General features: G+C 33.1%; 16 protein-coding genes and 1 other RNA gene. 11 read left to right on the forward strand and 6 right to left on the reverse strand.

Annotated features, from left to right (window positions below; translation table 11 throughout):
* Positions 1 to 61: 61 nt before the first annotated feature.
* From OLM53_RS06655 to OLM53_RS06670, 4 genes are read left to right on the forward strand one after another with little or no spacing between them, the layout of a single operon-like run.
* On the forward strand, positions 62 to 592 hold the full coding sequence (locus tag OLM53_RS06655) for a DUF4199 domain-containing protein (RefSeq protein WP_264522257.1): 531 nt from the start codon (positions 62 to 64) through the stop codon (positions 590 to 592).
* Between the two features lie 3 nt (positions 593 to 595).
* Complete coding sequence (locus OLM53_RS06660; protein WP_264522258.1) at positions 596 to 1,555, forward strand: glycosyltransferase family 2 protein; 960 nt, start codon at positions 596 to 598, stop codon at positions 1,553 to 1,555.
* Between the two features lie 36 nt (positions 1,556 to 1,591).
* Entirely contained in the window at positions 1,592 to 3,319 is a 1,728-nt protein-coding gene (locus tag OLM53_RS06665) for a phospho-sugar mutase (protein WP_264522259.1), read from the forward strand.
* Positions 3,319 to 5,148: an ABC transporter ATP-binding protein gene (locus tag OLM53_RS06670; protein WP_264522260.1), complete on the forward strand. Its 1,830-nt coding sequence runs from the start codon at positions 3,319 to 3,321 to the stop codon at positions 5,146 to 5,148. Before OLM53_RS06665 ends, OLM53_RS06670 begins: the two co-directional genes overlap by 1 nt.
* On the opposite strand, the gene OLM53_RS06675 is transcribed toward OLM53_RS06670, so the two are convergent.
* From OLM53_RS06675 to OLM53_RS06685, 3 genes are read right to left on the reverse strand one after another with little or no spacing between them, the layout of a single operon-like run.
* Positions 5,149 to 5,862 carry a hypothetical protein gene (locus tag OLM53_RS06675; protein WP_264522261.1) on the reverse strand — a complete coding sequence of 238 codons (714 nt, stop codon included), beginning with the start codon at positions 5,860 to 5,862 and terminating at the stop codon, positions 5,149 to 5,151.
* 37 nt (positions 5,863 to 5,899) lie between these two features.
* The gene (locus tag OLM53_RS06680) at positions 5,900 to 8,380 is read right to left on the reverse strand and encodes a TonB-dependent receptor (RefSeq protein WP_264522262.1); all 2,481 of its coding nucleotides are present in this window, start codon (positions 8,378 to 8,380) and stop codon (positions 5,900 to 5,902) included.
* Between the two features lie 9 nt (positions 8,381 to 8,389).
* A complete protein-coding gene (locus OLM53_RS06685; protein WP_264522263.1) occupies positions 8,390 to 10,087 on the reverse strand; it encodes a M23 family metallopeptidase in 1,698 nt (565 codons plus the stop codon).
* A 186-nt stretch (positions 10,088 to 10,273) separates the two neighbouring features.
* On the opposite strand from OLM53_RS06685, the gene OLM53_RS06690 reads away from it, so the two are divergent.
* From OLM53_RS06690 to rny, 4 genes are all read left to right on the forward strand, one after another.
* Positions 10,274 to 10,564, forward strand: a complete 291-nt coding sequence (locus OLM53_RS06690; RefSeq protein WP_264522264.1) for a hypothetical protein — start codon at positions 10,274 to 10,276, stop codon at positions 10,562 to 10,564.
* 4 nt (positions 10,565 to 10,568) lie between these two features.
* The gene (locus OLM53_RS06695; protein ID WP_264522265.1) at positions 10,569 to 10,862 is read left to right on the forward strand and encodes a cell division protein ZapA; all 294 of its coding nucleotides are present in this window, start codon (positions 10,569 to 10,571) and stop codon (positions 10,860 to 10,862) included.
* Between the two features lie 51 nt (positions 10,863 to 10,913).
* Positions 10,914 to 11,021: non-coding RNA, 6S RNA (gene ssrS, locus OLM53_RS06700), on the forward strand.
* Between the two features lie 50 nt (positions 11,022 to 11,071).
* A complete protein-coding gene (gene rny / locus OLM53_RS06705; RefSeq protein ID WP_264522266.1) occupies positions 11,072 to 12,634 on the forward strand; it encodes a ribonuclease Y in 1,563 nt (520 codons plus the stop codon).
* Positions 12,635 to 12,686: 52 nt separating this feature from the next.
* Here the strand turns inward: rny and xerD are convergent, their stop codons facing one another.
* The 3 genes from xerD to OLM53_RS06720 all read right to left on the reverse strand — a co-directional run bounded on the left by xerD (position 12,687) and on the right by OLM53_RS06720 (position 14,883).
* Positions 12,687 to 13,586, reverse strand: a complete 900-nt coding sequence (xerD, locus tag OLM53_RS06710) for a site-specific tyrosine recombinase XerD (RefSeq protein WP_264522267.1) — start codon at positions 13,584 to 13,586, stop codon at positions 12,687 to 12,689.
* An 80-nt stretch (positions 13,587 to 13,666) separates the two neighbouring features.
* Positions 13,667 to 14,182 (reverse strand): porin family protein, encoded by a 516-nt coding sequence (locus OLM53_RS06715; RefSeq protein WP_264522268.1) that lies wholly within the window; start codon positions 14,180 to 14,182, stop codon positions 13,667 to 13,669.
* Positions 14,183 to 14,307: 125 nt separating this feature from the next.
* A complete protein-coding gene (locus tag OLM53_RS06720) occupies positions 14,308 to 14,883 on the reverse strand; it encodes a porin family protein (protein ID WP_264522269.1) in 576 nt (191 codons plus the stop codon).
* Between the two features lie 294 nt (positions 14,884 to 15,177).
* On the opposite strand from OLM53_RS06720, the gene aroQ reads away from it, so the two are divergent.
* From aroQ to OLM53_RS06735, 3 genes are all read left to right on the forward strand, one after another.
* Entirely contained in the window at positions 15,178 to 15,591 is a 414-nt protein-coding gene (aroQ, locus tag OLM53_RS06725; RefSeq protein ID WP_264522270.1) for a type II 3-dehydroquinate dehydratase, read from the forward strand.
* A gap of 45 nt (positions 15,592 to 15,636) precedes the next feature.
* Positions 15,637 to 16,008: a GxxExxY protein gene (locus OLM53_RS06730; RefSeq protein WP_264522271.1), complete on the forward strand. Its 372-nt coding sequence runs from the start codon at positions 15,637 to 15,639 to the stop codon at positions 16,006 to 16,008.
* Between the two features lie 160 nt (positions 16,009 to 16,168).
* Complete coding sequence (locus tag OLM53_RS06735) at positions 16,169 to 18,643, forward strand: DUF5686 and carboxypeptidase regulatory-like domain-containing protein (protein WP_264522272.1); 2,475 nt, start codon at positions 16,169 to 16,171, stop codon at positions 18,641 to 18,643.
* Positions 18,644 to 18,775: the final 132 nt, after the last annotated feature.

An 18,775-nucleotide genomic window follows, 5' to 3' on the forward strand; every position in this document is an offset into this window, starting at 1 on the left:
CTAACATACTTATAGTAATAATGGAATTACTATATTTGTTAATTATTTAAAACCTAAAACCATGAATGAAATTATTAAGAAAAACGGCGTAACTTTTGGAATTATCTTAGGATTATTTTCAGTTTTATTCACAACAGCAATTTATGTTATCGATTTACACTTATTTACAAGTTGGTGGATTGGCATTGTATCTATAGTAATAGCAATTACCATAGGTGTAGTTTTAGTTTCAAAAACTAAAAAACAAATGGGTGGTAACATTGCGTTCAAGGAAGCCTTTACTGTATACTTTATTGCTGCAGCCATTGGTTCTTTAATATCAACGCTTTTCTATTACATTTTATTTAATTTCATAGACACACAAGCTAAAGAAACTATCAAAGAAATCACTTTGAAGTATACTGCTGATATGATGGAGAAATTTGGAGCACCAGCAGCATCAGTAAACGAAACAATGCAGAAGTTAGCTCAAACGGACAACTATTCTCTTGGAAACTTAATGCTTGGCTTCGCTGTAGGCCTAGTAATTCAAGCTATCTTTGGTTTAATCCTAGCTGCTATTTTTAAAACAAGATCGAATCAAGGATTATAATAGATGAATCTATCCATCATTATTCCGCTTCTCAACGAGCAGGAATCTTTACCCGAATTACATCAATGGATTGTCAAAATTATGACGACCCACAATTACAGTTATGAAATTATCTTTATAGACGATGGAAGCACTGATGAATCGTGGCAAATCATTGAACAACTTTCCAAAGAAAATCCAAGCGTAAAAGGCATTCGCTTTCTTAGGAATTTTGGAAAATCACAAGCATTACATGCCGGTTTTGCCAAGGCCAAAGGAGATGTTATTATTACAATGGATGCCGATTTACAAGACAGCCCAGATGAAATTCCAGACTTATATAATATGGTAGTAAATCAGAATTTTGATTTAGTATCAGGCTGGAAAAAGAAGCGTTATGATTCGGTAGTTTCAAAAAATTTACCTTCCAAATTATTCAATTGGGCTGCCCGAAAAACTTCTGGAGTGCAACTCAATGATTTCAATTGTGGATTGAAAGCCTACAAAAACATTGTAATCAAAAACATCGAAGTTTCAGGTGAAATGCATCGCTATATTCCGGTATTAGCTAAGAATGCTGGCTTTGGTAAAATAGGAGAAAAAGTAGTGATTCACCAAGCTCGTAAATATGGCGAGTCAAAATTTGGCATGAGTCGTTTTATTAATGGATTTCTTGACTTAATCACCATTTGGTTTTTGTCCAAATATGGCAAAAGACCTATGCATCTTTTTGGTGCGCTTGGTGTTGTTATGTTTATTATTGGATTCATATCGACTTTCTTAATTATTGGTATTAAGTTACTGAAACTATTTGCTTTCCATGAACCGACTACACTAGTGGCACAAAACCCTCTTTTTTATATTGCATTAACTGCGATGATAATTGGTTCTCAATTATTTTTAGCAGGGTTTTTAGGAGAAATCATCTTGAGAACCAAAAACAATGAAGAACGTTATAAAGTTTCTAACGAAGTCAATTTATAATTCAAAATCTTAGTGAACTAAGTAAAACAAAAGATTATGCACATCGAACAAAATATAGTAGACAAAGTAAACGAATGGCTTACGCCAACTTTTGACCAAAAAACACAAGACGAAATCAAAGAAATGATGACTTCTTCTCCAAAAAATCTTGAAGAGAGTTTCTATAAGAATTTGGAGTTTGGAACAGGTGGAATGAGAGGAATAATGGGCGTTGGAACCAATCGTATCAACAAATATACTCTAGGAAAAAACACTCAAGGACTATCTGATTATTTAAAAAAATCATTTCCAGGCGAACAACTTAAAGTAGCTATTGCTTTTGATTGTCGTCATAACAGTAATACGTTAGCCAAAGTAGTAGCTGATGTTTTTTCGGCAAACGGAATCAAAGTATTTCTGTTTTCTGATATGCGTCCAACTCCAGAATTGTCCTTTACTGTAAGACATTTGAATTGTCATGCTGGAATTGTTTTAACCGCTTCTCACAACCCACCAGAATACAACGGATACAAAGTATATTGGCAAGACGGAGGACAATTAGTACCGCCAAATGATGCCGAAATTGTTCAAGTAATTGAAAATTTAAAATACAACGAAATCAAATTTGATGCAGACGAAAGTTTAATTCAATATATAGATACTGAAATTGATGAAGCTTTCGCCAAATCGACTATAGAAAATGCAAGTTTTAATACATCGGCACAAGCCAGACAAAGTCTAAAGATAGCTTACACTTCATTACACGGAACATCTATCAAAATGGTTCCGAAAGTATTGGAAAAAGCAGGTTATACTGATGTAAATATTGTTCCGGAACAAGCTGAACCAAACGGTGATTTTCCTACTGTAATTTCTCCAAATCCAGAAGAACCTGAAGCACTGACCATGGCTTTAGCTTTGGCAGATAAAATCAATGCAGATATTGTTTTTGGAACAGACCCAGATAGCGACCGTCTTGGTGTAGCTGTTAGAAACAATAAAGGCGAAATGCAGTTGTTAAACGGAAACCAAACGATGGTAGTAATGACGCACTATCTTTTGGAACAATGGAAAAAAGCAGGAAAAATTAACGGCAAACAATTTATTGGTTCGACTATCGTTTCTACACCCATGATGTTAGAATTGGCATCTGAATTTAATGTAGAATGTAAAGTAGGATTAACGGGTTTTAAATGGATTGCCAAATTCATTCGTGATTTCCCTGAATTGAAATTTATTGGCGGTGGCGAAGAAAGTTTTGGCTTTATGGTAGGCGATGCCGTTCGTGATAAAGATGCCGTTGGTGCCATTTTATTAATGTGTGAAATTGCAGCACAAGCCAAAGAAAAAAGAAGTTCAGTTTATAAAGAATTAGAGCAAATGTATGTTGACTTTGGTTTTTATAAAGAATCTCTAATTTCAATTACCAAAAAAGGAATTGAAGGCGCCAATCAAATCAAGCAAATGATGGTTGATATGCGTGAAACTCCAGTTTCTGAAATCAATGGACAACGTGTGATTATGGTGGAAGATTATCAAAATTCAACTGCCAGAAATCTGTTAAGTAATGAAACAGAAACTTTATCGGTTCCAAAATCGGATGTGTTGATTTATTATTTAGAAGATGGTTCGAAGATTTGTGCACGTCCAAGTGGAACAGAACCGAAAATAAAATTCTATTTCAGTGTCAATACTGCGATTGAAAGTTTAGAAGAAATTTCAGCTGCAGAAGTATTTTTAGACACTAAAATCAAGAATATAATTTCAGAAATGCAATTAAACTAATGGATAGTAATCTCAAAAAATTAATTCCTTTTGCCTTAAAGTACAAGAACAATGTCATTTTAAACATTGTCTTCAATATACTTTATGCTTTCTTTTCCACCTTAGGAATGGTTTCTATCATTCCAACTTTAAAAGTACTTTTCAAAGAAACGGAACAAGTAACCGTTCATCCAACGTATAAAAGTATTGGCTACATTGGTAAATATGGAGAAGATTTATTGAATTATTATATCACGAAATTATCAACAGAAAGAGGCGAAGAATACGCACTATTGCTTGTAGTTTCGATAGTCATTGTGGTTTTTTTCTTGAAGAATATTTTCAATTTTTTGGCTTCTTATCACATCATGCATTTGCGGACTGGTGTTTTAAAAGATATGCGAGAAAAACTATATGAAAAAATTATTCACCTTCCCGTATCTTACTATTCTGAAACAAGAAGAGGCGATGTAATGTCGAGAATGCTTGGCGATATTACGGAGGTTCAAAATTCCTTTTTTCAAGTTTTAGAACTGGTAGTCCGCGAACCTTTGACCATTATTTTTTCAATTGCTGCCATGCTTGCCATTAGTTACAAACTAACACTATTCGTATTTATTTTTATTCCAATCTCTGGTTTAATTATTTCTAGAATTGGTAAAAATTTGAAAGCAAAATCTACTAAAGCGCAACAAGAAACAGGCTACTTTATTTCGATTTTAGATGAAACTTTAGGTGGTTTGAAAGTAGTGAAAAGCTATAATGCCGAAAATCTTTTAATTGCAAAATTCAACGCATCTGTAAAAAAATTACAACAGTTAGCTAATAGTATTGGAAACAAAAGCAACTTGGCATCCCCAATGAGTGAATTCCTAGGAATACTAACTATTGCTGTTCTTTTATATTATGGAGGCTATATGGTTATAGTTGACAAATCATTGGCTAGCACTGCTTTTCTAGGCTATATCGCTTTAGCTTACACAATATTAACTCCGGCTAAAAACATTTCAAAAGCTTCCTATCAAGTAAAAACGGGATTGGCAGCTGCGGAACGTGTCTTTACTTTGATGGAAGAAGAAAATACGATTACCTCTAAACCAAATGCTATTCATAAAGACACTTTTGAAACTGGAATTTCAATAGAAAATGTCAACTTTAAATATCATGAGGAAAATGTTTTAAAAGACTTTTCTCTTCAGGTTCCTAAAGGAAAAACAGTGGCATTGGTTGGACAATCTGGTAGTGGAAAAAGTACCATAGCTAATTTATTGACGCGTTTTTATGATGTTAATGAGGGTAAAATCAGCATTGATAACATTGACATAAAAGATATGGATATTCATTCCTTACGTGGTTTGATGGGATTGGTAACTCAGGATTCTATTTTGTTTAATGATACTATTAAAGCTAATATCATTCTAGGTAAACAAGATGCTTCTGATGAAGAAATTATTGAAGCTTTAAAAATTGCTAATGCTTATGAATTTGTAAAAGAATTACCTGAAGGCATTTATACCAACATTGGAGACGGTGGAAACAAACTTTCAGGTGGACAAAAACAACGTTTATCTATCGCTCGTGCTGTTTTGAAAAACCCTCCTATTATGATTTTAGACGAAGCTACTTCGGCACTAGATACAGAAAGCGAAAGATTAGTTCAAATGGCTTTAGAAAATATGATGCAGAACAGGACTTCTATCGTAATTGCCCACCGACTTTCAACGATACAAAATGCTGATATAATTGCGGTAATGCACAAAGGTAAAATTGTAGAGCAAGGAAATCACGAACAACTATTGGCTCAAAACGGAACCTATTCTAAATTGGTTTCCATGCAGTCTTTTGATTAGTTAAACCGGATTATAACTATTTACTTTCCAGTCTTTATCCATAAGATTCATAAAATAATAATGAACCTTGTCTTGCTTGTCAAACTCCCCATTTTTATCAGTATCTTCAATAGTTCTGAAATAAAGGATTCCTTTAGAATCAATAACTTTCCAATCTATTAGTTCCTGTAAATCTGTAGAAAGTTTGGTGAATTTTTGTCCCGAAATGGTACTGATATATAAGGATTTTATATCATTGCTATCTAATTTACCATCATTGTTTGTATCTATATCCGCCAAAGAATAGAGCAATAATTGCTGTTTACTTTTATCAGCAAATGTTTTTAAATAGGTTGCCGTCTCTATCAAAACATTTTTATCGGTTAAAGCATAAATAGTATCTTTTCCTATTTCCTGAAACTTTAAATTTTTCAAATAGCCAGTGATTTGATATTCGCCATAATTGGAAACCGTAAAACCTTCTTCGGCATAGTTTGATGATTTGATGGCTTTTCCTTTTCCTATTAAATTGCCAATAGGATGAATTAAAATATTCGTTCCTTCCATAGTAATAGGCAAATCTGCTACTTCCGTTTGTGTGGTATCAACAGGAATTTCTGGTTTTGATTTAGAAGTTGCATCGTAAGTAACCTTTGGTTTTTCTGCTTCTTGTTTTTTACAACTAGCAAAAAGTACCACTAGAAATACTACTATATAGGGGAAGTTATTTTTCATTTTGATAAAGTTTTCACTCAAAATTAGTGATTTATTTCTACAATCTTGCCGTCAGTTTAATATTGAAAACTCGTGTAGTCATGTAATTTGGAATTCCGTATTGATTTTTGGTATAGACATCACGAACCCAAGTATTAGTAATAGCATTTTGATTATTGAACAAATTGAAAATTTCAAAACCAACCGATAAATCTTGGAATTTTTTAAGCCAATGTCCATCAGGTCTTTCGTTATTTCTTTCGGTCAGCACATACGAAAATCCAACATCAGCTCGGCGATAATCTCTCAAACGACTTTGATAAGTATAGGAATCAGCATAAGAAGGTGAACCTCCAGGCAAACCTGTATTGTAAACCAAATTCAAATACAATTTCATATTCGGAATGTTAGGCATATAATCTTGAAATAAGATTCCAAATTTCAAACGTTGATCTGTTGGACGAGCTATATAGCCTTTGTCATTGATGTTTTCTTCGGTTTTCATATAGCCAAAACTCAACCATGATTCAGTTCCTGGAACAAATTCTCCGTTCAATCGTAAATCTAAACCATAGGCATAAGCAACCGCATCGTTATTAGCTCGGTACCGAATCCTAACATTTTCAAGAGTATAAGTATTTACGTCTGTCATCGTTTTATAATAAGCTTCAGAAACTAATTTGAACGGACGATTATTCATCTTGAAATTATAATCATTACTCAACACAAAATGTATCGATTGCTGTGCTTTTATATTGGGTTTTACCGTTCCTAATGAATCTCTTAACTCACGATAAAATGGCGGTTGATGATAATAACCAACCGATAATCGGAAGACCATATCTTTTTCCCAATCTGGCTTTAAAGTCAATTGCGCTCTCGGGCTAAAAACGGTTTGTTGTTTTGCCCCTGTAATTCCAGCGCCAGAAACTATCCAACTGTGAAAACGAGAACCCGCGGTAATCCATAATTGATTATTGCCAATCATAGTTTTAGTACTCCATTGAGCATAACCTGAAAAACGATTAATATCAATAAAATTAGTAGCTCTCACATTTTGATAAGGCACTAATGGACCTGTATAAGGATTGTATGGTTGATCATTATTTGGCAAAGTTACAATGGGTGGATTAATTGAAAATCCAGCAGAATCGATTACTTCCCACTCTACTATTCGGTCTCGGATATTTTCGCGAGTGTATTTAAAACCCCAATCTATTTGATGTTTTTTGTTGTTGATTTGATGCGTTCCTTTAATTTCTGCATTGACAATTAACGCATCTAAATCGTTACGGGCATGATTTAATTGAGTTCCGATGCCTCTATTATACGTTACTTGCCCTAAGGTTTCCGAACCAATATTAGTATCCACTTCTCCTAAATAATAAGCGGCCAAAATATCAAAATACTCTTGCTCTTGTGTATGATAAATGGAACCTATTAATTTGAAAGTGTTGTTGTCATTCGCTGCAAAGGTAGTTTTAAGTGCTCCAAACAAAGTTTGATATTTATCTTTTTCCTGTCCATCATAGAAAACTTGTAAAGCAATTGGTTCATCAATGGTTCCAAAATTGGTTTGTCTCGTTAAAGGTTGGTAATTGTATTTATTCTGAGAAACATTTCCTAAAAAACTAAATTGCCATTTTTTATTGGGACTGAAATTCACATTGGTCTGAACATCAGCATAAGTGGGTCTATAATTGGTTTGTGTTTCCTGACTGTTTACCAAAAGTGAATTATCTCTATATCGAATTCCGGTAATAGCGGACCATTTTTTGTTTTTAGAAACGCCTTCTCCTGTTATACTTCCGCCAAGAAAACTAGCTTCTGCAGCTATGCCATATTTAGTAGGTTTTCTGTAAGTAATATCTAAAACAGATGATAATTTATCACCGTATTTTGCCTGAAATCCCCCTGCAGAAAAATCTACATTTTGTACCATATCCGTATTGGTAAAACTTAATCCTTCTTGTTGACCAGAACGAATTAAAAACGGACGATAGACTTCAATTTCGTTGACATAAACCAAGTTTTCATCATAATTCCCACCACGAACATTGTAGCCTGAACTCAACTCATTATTGGCATTAACTCCAGCAAAAGTTTTTAAAACACTTTCCACACCAGGCATGGCACTTGGATTTTTACGAATGGTTTCAGGTTCAACTGTTGTTATTCCTTGAACACGTTTTCTACTATTGGTTATCACGACTTCTCCCAACTGTTCCGCTTTATCGCTCATCATTGGGTGGAATTCGTGATTTTCGTTGGGTTTCAAATTAAAAGTAGCTGTTACTTTTTTAAGCGCAGTATGTGTAAAAACCAAAACTACATTTTGATTGGCTGGAACAGTAATGCTGTAAAAACCATTACCATCTGTATTTACAGTTTTAGTTTGATAACTAACATTAACACCTTCGACAGGTTTGCTATTTTCATCAAGTACAATTCCGGCCACTTTGGCGGTTTGATTTTGAGCAAAAGCGATGATACTTAGGGTAAAAAAAAGGAGCGTGAAAAGATATTTATTTGTTCTCAAACTATATAATTAAGGTTTTTGACTTCTAAAAAATTGTGTTTCAAAGATAGTAGAATTTCCAACATTATCAGTAATGACTATTTTTAAATCATTTTTCCCTTCATCAACAATGCCATCATCAAAGTGATGAATGAGCTTTTTGGTTTTAGGTTCGTATTCTAGCAAAATCCATTTGCCATTCAAATAACCGTCATAGCTTTTAATGCCTGATAGCTCATCGGATATGGTGAATTGCAATTCTTTCAGATTACTAATCCATTTGCCCCCAACTTTTTTATCCGATTTGATTTTGGGAGGCATACCATCTCTTACTATTTTATAACTACCCAAATATTTGGTGTAAGCAGTAAACGAATTTTTGTAGCGTTTAGTATTATAATAGTTAATTTTTTTGCCATCCATCAAACCAATAAACATTTTCTCTCTGTCTTTTTGAGGCGTTATACTGTCTTCAAAAGTTACTGAAAAGTTAGTAAAAGCCGGAATTACATCTTCATGAATTTTGGCTATTCCATTTTTAACTTCAAAATCCATATAAAAATCATCGACAAAAGTATTGGCCGGAAAAGTCACCGTTACATTTTCTAAAGAAAAAATATTTTCCTTTTGAGTTTTGACTAAATATTTAGAAGTTATAAGCTCCTCTTTCACATTTGAGGGCAAATTAGAATACTGAATTGGGATAAATATTTTTGCTGTATTTTCATTGAAGTCTGCAATTTCTATTCGATATGTTTGAGAAAAATTGGGTACAACAGTAATAGTTCCGTTATTAATTCCTGGTTTTACAATGCTTAATGCATAAGGATTTTGCATAAATAAACGTTGTACTCTTTGTCCTTGCTTTTTATATTTTCCATAATCAATTAAAGCATTAACGTTTCTTGTTTCATCAAAAGCGAACGTGTCAAACTTGTACATAAAAGAAGATTTACCATTCAAAAAACTTTGCACTTTAAAAACCCCATTAGCATTCCAAGACACATCGTCAAAATCTAATGCGGTAATTCCAAAACCTATTTTACCAGAAGCCATTACTTTTTCTGCAATATAACTTCCATCTTCTTGCAATGATAAACTTAAATAAATAGGTTTGATGGTTTGATTCACTATTGAATTTTTATCCAAAGGATATACCCACAAGCTATTAATTATTGGCCTTCTAGTGTCTGTAATAACCGAATCAAATCCAAAGTATAATGGATTAATAATTTTTTCTGATTGGGTATCCCGAATTTCAAAATGCAAATGAGGTCCATCTGATCCTCCTGTATTTCCTGAAAAACCAATAATTTCACCTTGTTTAACATTCAATTCATTTGGTGAAAGTTGAACATCAATCTCATAAGATTTTGCTTTGTACTGTAGTTTTTTAATTTGCTTTTCAACTTCACCATACCCCAATTTCAAATGCCCATAAACAGAGGTATAGCCATTCGGATGGGTAATGTATATAGCCTTTCCGTATCCAACTTCAGAAATTTTAATTCGAGAAACATAACCATCGGCAGCTGCATGAACTGGTAGACCTTCTTTTTGTTGTGTTTTAAAATCGAAACCCGAATGAATATGATTAGGGCGTAATTCTCCGAAATTCCCAGCCAATTGTAACGGAATCTCAAGTGGAGATTGAAAATAGTCTTTTGGGTACTGATTTTGTCCAAAAGTTAAAACAGAAACCAAAAAAATAAAACAATAATTTTTCATAAAGTGTTGTTTCTGCTAAGATAATTAAAAGTGAGTAAAAATTTACAATAAACAATTTCTTTGTAACTATTTCAAAAACAAAATATTACAAATTATGTCAAAAATCGAAATAAATAATTGACAAAAAAATTGCGCAAACAAAATAGAATCCTAACTTTGTGAAGTAAGTAATGAATAAAGTATTTCATGAGTGAAATTGCAGAAATAATTGATTCTCTTGAAAATAGAATTGAAAAACTTTTTACTAAAATAAATAGTTTAGAGCGAGATTCTATTTCATTGAAAGCACAATTAAGTGATGCTGCAAGTGTGATTCAAAAGCAATCTGAAGAGATTAGCAAATTGAAATCAGAATGCGAATCACTCAAGATGACTAATTCATTATTAGGCGGTGAAGAAAACAAACGAGATACCAAGCTTAAAATAAATTCATTAATCAGAGAGATAGATTACTGCATCGCGCAGTTATCAGACTAAAAGCATGGAGGATAAGCTTAAAATAAAATTATTAATCGCAGACAGAGTTTATCCGTTAACGGTGGATACGTCTCAAGAAGAAGGACTCCGAAGTGCTTCCAAAAAGATTGATGCTATGATTAAGCAATTCGAAGAAAACTATGCAGTTCGCGACAAACAAGATGTATTAGCCATGTGCGCTTTACAATTTGCCTCGCAGGTGGAACAAAAGCAAACAGAAAATGCTATTGATGGTCCAACTCTAGAAAGATTAAAAAAGATTAATAATTTATTATTCGATTATCTCGAAAAAAAATAACGTTCTTACATTAGGATTACAATACCGCCTACATTAGATTTTAATTGGTAAACTCAACACTAACAAATTAAAATGAGTAAATCGTCGTTACTAAAGCATGCCACGTAATTAGTGGAAGCTTGACCAACGAGTTAGCTCAAAACTTGTCCTTTCGAGTTTATGCATTCACCTAATGTAGGCTTTTTTTATATATAAACACAAACAAAAAAATGGGAACTACATTAATTATAATTGCACTTATCGCAGGAATTGCAGGCGGTTTTGGAGTTGCAAAATTTCTTGAAAAAAGCAACATCTCCAATATGGTGAAAAATGCTAAAAAAGAAGCAGCATCCATCTTAAAAGACGCCAATCTTGAGGCCGAAAACATTAAAAAAGACAAGCTTCTTCAAGCTAAAGAAAAGTTTTTAGAATTAAAATCAGAACACGAACAAGAGATTTTAAACAAAGACAAGCGGATTGCAGAAGTAGAAAAAAGAACTCGTGATAAAGAGTCTCAGGTTTCTAGTGAATTAGCAAAAGCTAAAAAAATCAATGATGATTACGAAGCAAAAACTAACGAGTACAATTCTAAAATTGAATTGCTAGATAAGAAGCAACAAGAGATTGAAAAATTACACAAAAGTCAAGTACAACAACTTGAAGTTATATCTGGTCTTTCAGCTGAAGATGCTAGAGAACAATTGGTAGAAAGCTTAAAAGCAGAAGCCAAAACAAAAGCGATGTCACACATTCAAGACACCATTGAGGAAGCTAAATTAACCGCTCAACAAGAAGCTAAAAAAGTGATCATCAATACCATTCAACGTGTCGGAACGGAAGAAGCGGTTGAAAATTGCGTATCCGTTTTCAATATTGAATCAGATGATGTAAAAGGAAGAATCATTGGTCGTGAAGGAAGAAATATTCGTGCACTTGAAGCAGCAACGGGAGTTGAAATAATTGTTGACGACACACCAGAAGCTATTATCCTTTCCTGTTTTGATCCTGTAAGAAGAGAAATTGCTCGTCTTTCTTTACATAAATTAGTAACTGACGGAAGAATTCACCCAGCTCGAATTGAAGAAGTTGTGGCAAAAACCACTAAACAAATTGATGATGAAATCATTGAAGTGGGTAAACGTACTGTAATCGATTTAGGAATTCATGGTTTACATCCAGAATTGATTAAAGTAGTGGGAAGAATGAAATACCGTTCTTCTTATGGTCAAAACTTATTGCAACACTCTCGTGAAGTATCAAAACTTTGTGGAATCATGGCAGCCGAACTGGGATTGAATGTTAAATTAGCCAAACGTGCTGGTTTACTTCACGATATTGGTAAAGTGCCTGATGCTGAAAGTGATTTACCACACGCATTATTAGGAATGCAATGGGCTGAAAAATTTGGTGAAAAAGAAGAAGTTTGTAACGCCATTGGAGCACACCACGACGAGATTGAAATGAAATATTTAATCTCTCCTATTATTCAGGTTTGTGATGCTATTTCGGGTGCAAGACCTGGCGCAAGACGTCAAGTTCTTGATTCCTATATTCAAAGATTAAAAGATTTAGAAAATATTGCATTCGGATTTAACGGTGTTAAAAATGCTTACGCTATCCAAGCTGGACGTGAACTTCGGGTGATTGTGGAAAGTGAAAAAGTAAGTGATGAAAATGCAGCAAGCCTTTCATTTGAAATTTCACAAAAAATTCAAACCGAAATGACTTATCCAGGTCAAGTAAAAATCACGGTAATTAGAGAAACTAGAGCCGTAAATATTGCGAAGTAAACTATAAAATACTCATATTTAAAAAAGGCTTGTTCAAAAGACAAGTCTTTTTTTATGTCTTCCTAGGATGGAAAGTATTGATAATCTGTGTTAAATGCTTTCTGTCAAGATGAACATAGATTTCAGTGGTTGTTATAGATTCGTGTCCAAGCATTAATTGTATGGAGCGCAAATCGGCACCATTTTCTAATAAATGGGTAGCAAATGAATGTCTTAGAGTATGTGGACTAATATTTTTTTGTAAATTGATGTTTACTGCCAAAGTTTTGATAATGGTAAAAACCATAGCCCGTGTAAGTTGCTTTCCTCTTCTATTTAAAAATAAGGTATCCTCAAAACCTTTACCAATTTCTAAATGATTTCTAACGTTATTTTTATAGAATTCAATAAATTTCTGAGTTGATTTTGCGATGGGAACGAATCGTTGCTTATTGCCTTTTCCTGTTATTTTAATAAAACCTTCCTCAAAAAATAAATCGGATATTCTTAAGGAAATAATTTCAGACACACGAAGACCACAACCATAAAGTGTCTCAAGCATAGCTCGATTTCTTTCTCCTTCTGGGGTTGACAAATCTATCGCAGCGATTAGATTATCAATATCATTAACAGAAAGTGTATCTGGAAGTTTTCTGCCAATTTTTGGGGCTTCTATTAACTCCATTGGATTATCAGAGCGGTAATCTTCAAATATCATGTAAGAGAAAAAACTCTTTAATCCAGATATGATCCTGGCTTGTGAACGCGCATTGACTTCTTTGGAAACAGCATAAATAAACTGCTGTATGGTTTCTTCATTAATTTTTTCAGGAGAAACCGAAATACTATTCTCTAGTAAATAGGAGCACAAACGCTCTAAGTCAAAAGTATAATTAGCTACGGTATTTTTTGACAAACCCCGTTCAATTTTAAGATAGGATTGAAAACTTTTGATATAATTGTTCCAGTTCATGGAGTAAAGTAACGAAATGATTAGCAATAAAAAAACCACTCAATTGCTTAAGTGGTTTTCTATATTTAATTTGGTAGCGATTAGAATTTATATCCAACTCCAATCAAAAAGTGACTGACTTTTGCATCACCTGATAAACCAACTGAATATCTTGGTTCAACAAAGAAATTATCAGTAATATCATAAGAAGCTCCTAAATCAAGATTAAATCTTGTTTTATCCGTATCATTAGATTCTAAACTATAATACAAAGAAGGACCAGCTAAAACATTAAATTTCTCAGCAATTTGATATTTTACCAAAACTGGAATACTTAAAAAATTTGCTTTTACATCGACTCCATTAACTGATTTTGTAGCGGTATGATAATTAAGCCCAGGTTGTAATGTAAATTGATCTGCAATACTAAATTCGGCAAAACCACCAACAAAAAACCCTGTTAATGACTCTGAGCCTCCACCATTGTATTTAACAGAAACTAAATCCAATCCACCTTTAACACCAAACTTCATACCATCACTTGAATCACCTTTTTTTTGTGCATTAGCAAAAGTTAATGCTAAAACAGCTGCCATTGTTAAAATAATTTTTTTCATGTTTGTTTAATTTTAAAATTAGTTAAGCAAATGTAATATAATTTGTTAAATAACCAAATACGTCATTTATCGTATATAAAAAAACCGCGCTGTTGGGCGCGGTTTAATTTATGAATCAATTTAGATTACAATTTGTAAAGTAAACCAAATTTGATAGATGACATGTCTAAATTTAATCCTAATTTAGTTGCAGCTTCACCACCATCAGCTTTAGCAGATGAATAGTTTAGACCACCCCATGTTGAAGTAAGAGCAAAACTATTAGATACGAAATAATTCAAACCTACTGGTACATTAAGACCAATTGTGTTAATTTTTACATTAGTTACATCATTTTTTTCAGTGTCATAACCTAATTCACCACCAATTGATAAAGAGAATTGACTTGCTGGTGTCCAGAAATATTTAACACCTGCATGTAAACCAAAACCTGTAGTTTTAGCTCCAGAAGCATCTTTTGATGACATGTACTCTAAATTTCCAACTAAAGCAACTTTGTCAGTTAAAAAATAACCAATACCAGGAGCAACTGTTAAACCATCTGTTTTAACTCCAGCAGCATCTTTGTCATTTGAAAAACTGAATGCACCTGTTAAGTAAACATCACCTTTAGCAAATCCTACTGAACTTTCTTTTTTGTCTTGAGCGTTAGCAAACGATAAAGCGAATACTGCAGCTACTGTTAAAATAATTTTTTTCATGTTTGTTTAATTTTAAAATTAATACGACAAATTTATAAGTAATAAACATCAAGCCACGCAAGGCTTGACTACAGTTATTAACATTTTTATTAACAATTTATTTTTGTAAGTATTTCGTTTTCATTATTTTACTGAGTAATTAACAAGGTTTTCTTGTTTTCATAAAAACTCAAAAAAGCAAAAACACCGCTAAAACGGTAGCTTTTTCCTCCTAATTTTAAAAAAATAGTACTCAAATACGCTTTCTTTATTGAGAAGATTATTTACTTTTACTAAAAAACATACCCACATACTATGAAAATAATCATCATAAATGGGCCAAATTTAAATCTATTGGGTACACGAGAACCCGATGTTTATGGGGCTATTACATTTGAAACCTTTTTTAAAGAACTTAAAAACAAGTACCCATCAGTTGAACTGTACTACTTTCAAAGCAACATAGAAGGGGAAATGATTGATAAAATTCAGGAAGTTGGATTTTCGTTTGATGGTATTATTTTGAATGCCGCAGCTTATACTCATACTTCTATTGGCATTGGTGATGCCGTAAAAGCTGTAACAACACCAGTGATTGAAGTTCATATTTCCAATACCTTTTCTAGAGAACCTTTTCGTCATCAATCCTATATTTCCCCAAATGCTAAAGGAATCGTCATTGGCTTTGGTTTGAAGAGTTATGAATTAGCGCTTCAGTCTTTTCTTTAATTACACAGAGATGCACTGAGGAAAAAAAAGAGATACACTGAGAATATGGAAATAAATGATTTAACTGAAAAAATAATTGGCTTAGCAATTGAAGTTCATAGGCATCTTGGTCCAGGGATATTAGAATCTGCTTATAAAGAATGTTTATTCTATGAAATTAAAAAAAATGGAATTCATGTTGAATGTGAAAAAGCATTGCCATTGATTTACAAAGAAATAAAACTAGAACAAGGTTATAGAATTGATTTATTAATAGAAAACAAACTAGTTATTGAACTAAAAACTGTTGAAGCTTTTACCGATGTTCACTTTGCACAAATTCTAACTTATATGAAACTAGGGAATTATTCAACTGGATTATTAATAAATTTCAATACTAAAATGCTAAAACAAGGAATAAAAAGATTTAGAATATAACTCTGTGCATCTCTATGTAACTAAAAAAATAATTTCACAGAGATGCACTTAGAAAAAAAGAGATACACTGAGAAAATTAAATAAACTATATATATCTCTGTGAATCTCCAAAAAGAAAAATAATTAAAACTCTGTGAATCTCTGTGTAACAAAAACATTTATGAAAAAAATTACTTTTATCCTATTTCTATTGATTTCCCTTAGTTGCTATTCACAAATCAAAGGCCGTGTTACTGATGGAAAAGGAATTCCACTAGCCTTTGTCAACATCTTTGAAGAGAATACCTATAATGGTACTACTACTAATGAGCAAGGAAAATTTGAATTGAACATTAGAGTCCCAGGAAAACATATTGTTATTTTTCAATACTTGGGTTACCAAACAGCCAAACGTATTATCGACCTAGATAAAGCATCTGAAACAATTGATGTCGTAATGCTAGAAGAAAACATCACTTTGAATGAAGTGGTAATCAATACTAAAGAAAATCCAGCTAATGAAATCATTCGGAATGCGATTAAAAACAAAAAAGACAACTCCGAAAAGACAGCTCGCTATAAATCCGATTTCTATTCACGAGGTATTATCCGTTTGAAAGACGCTCCGAAAACCATCATGGGACAAAAGTTTGATTTCTTTGATGAAATATTAGACTCTACCAGAAGTGGCATCATTTACCTTTCGGAGACGGTTTCTAAGATTACTTACCAGAAACCAGATAAGATGAAAGAAGTTATTATTGCTTCAAAAGTCAGCGGAAAAGACAATGGTTTTAGTTTTAACAATGCGGCTTCGGTTAATTTTGATTGTTACGAAAATTATCTTCCGTTTCAAATTAATGTGGTCTCTCCTATTGCCGACAATGCGTTCAATTATTACAAATACAAATTTGAAGGTTCCTTCTTTTCAGAAAACAAACAACAAATCAATAAAATAAAAGTAACGCCACGTCGCGATACAGAACCGGCTATGGAAGGCTATATCTATATTGTAGATGATACTTTTGCCATTTACGCCACCGATTTATCTATCAAAGGGAGTCAAATGCAAACGCCAGTTATTGATCAGCTAACTTTAAAACAAAGCTATAGTTACAATTCGGTAAATAAAATTTGGGTCAAAAACACACAAACACTCGACTTTATAGCAGGGATGATAGGCATCAAAGTGAATGGCCGATTTACTTATGTCTATTCGAATTTTGAATTTGAAAAGGAGTTTGCCAAAAAAACATTCACTAATGAAATCCTATCTTTTCAGCAAAATGCCAATAAAAAAGAAGATGCTTTTTGGAATACCATCCGCCCTGTACCTTTGACTGAGGAAGAATCAAAGGACTATGTGAAGAAAGATATTTTACAAACCAAAAAGAAATCATTAAAATACCTCGACTCTATTGATGCCAAACACAACAAATTTAAAATCACAGATATCCTCACAGGCTATAGTTATAAAAACTCATTCAAAAAATGGTCTATAGATTATGACAGTCCGCTTACCTCAATTGCTTTCAATACAGTACAAGGTTGGAAATTGAATGCTGGTTTATCGTATACCAAACGCAACGAAGAAAAAAGAACCTTTACCCGAGTTGGTTCTCGCTTTGACTATGGCTTCTCAGAAAACAAGTTGCGAGCTACTGCCAATTTTACACACAAATTCAACAACATCAATAACAGCATCGTTACTATAAACGGAGGAAGTGCTGTGGCGCAATTTAATGGCAACAATCCTATTTCAAATGCAGTGAATACGGTGAGTACCCTTTTCTTCAAAAATAATTTTATGAAATTGTATGAAAAGAATTTTGTGACCACTTCTTTTACCAGGGAAATAGTTAATGGAATTTATGTAAATGCCAGTGCCGAATATGCCGAGCGCAAACCCTTATACAATACCACTAATCAATCGGTAATTAAGAGCAATGATTTGTATACTTCTAACAATCCGCTTGATCCTACTAACGAAACTACGGCTGCAATTGTAAAAAACAATTTGGTTAAAACCAATGTGGCTTTTCGCTTTAATTTTGGGCAAAAATACTTATCCAGACCCGATGGAAAATACAACATACCAAATGAGGATTATCCATCCTTAACCTTAGGATATGAAAAAGCATTTGCCGCCACCGATAAAAATAACGAATACGATTTTGTAGCAGGAAAAATAGATTACGAACTGACATTGGGCAATAAAGGAACCTTGCAAATGGTTTTCAAAGGAGGTAAGTTTTTCAACGCCGATAATATTTCGTTTGTAGATTACCGTCATTTTAATGGTAACCTAACGCATATTGGTCAGGCTGATACTTATACTAATGTGTTTAATTTATTACCTTATTATGTAGCAAGTACTAATAAGAGTTATAGCGAAACCCATATAGAGCATAATGACAAAGGGTATTTTATGAATAAGATTCCGTTGCTGAAGTACTTGCAATCGCAATTGGTGTTAGGATTTCATAACCTAGCTGTGCCAGATAGAAAGCCTTATCAAGAATTCTCGGTGGGATTAGACAATCTAGGCTTTGGCAAATACCGTCTGCTTAGAATCGATTATGTTCGTGGGTATCAAAACGGGTATCAAGGTGATGGGGTGATTTTTGGATTGAAGTTTTTGAATGTGTTGGAGTAGTTTTCAAAATAGTTAGAATAATCCGATTCCTCCTTTTTGTTATTGCGACGAAGGAGGAATCTTTGTTTATAGTTCAATTTGGTTTAGATTCTTCCTTCGTCAGAATGACAAATAATAGATTAAAAAAGGACT

It is taken from the genome of Flavobacterium sp. N1994 (genome assembly GCF_025947145.1).
In the GTDB taxonomy this organism is placed as follows: domain Bacteria; phylum Bacteroidota; class Bacteroidia; order Flavobacteriales; family Flavobacteriaceae; genus Flavobacterium.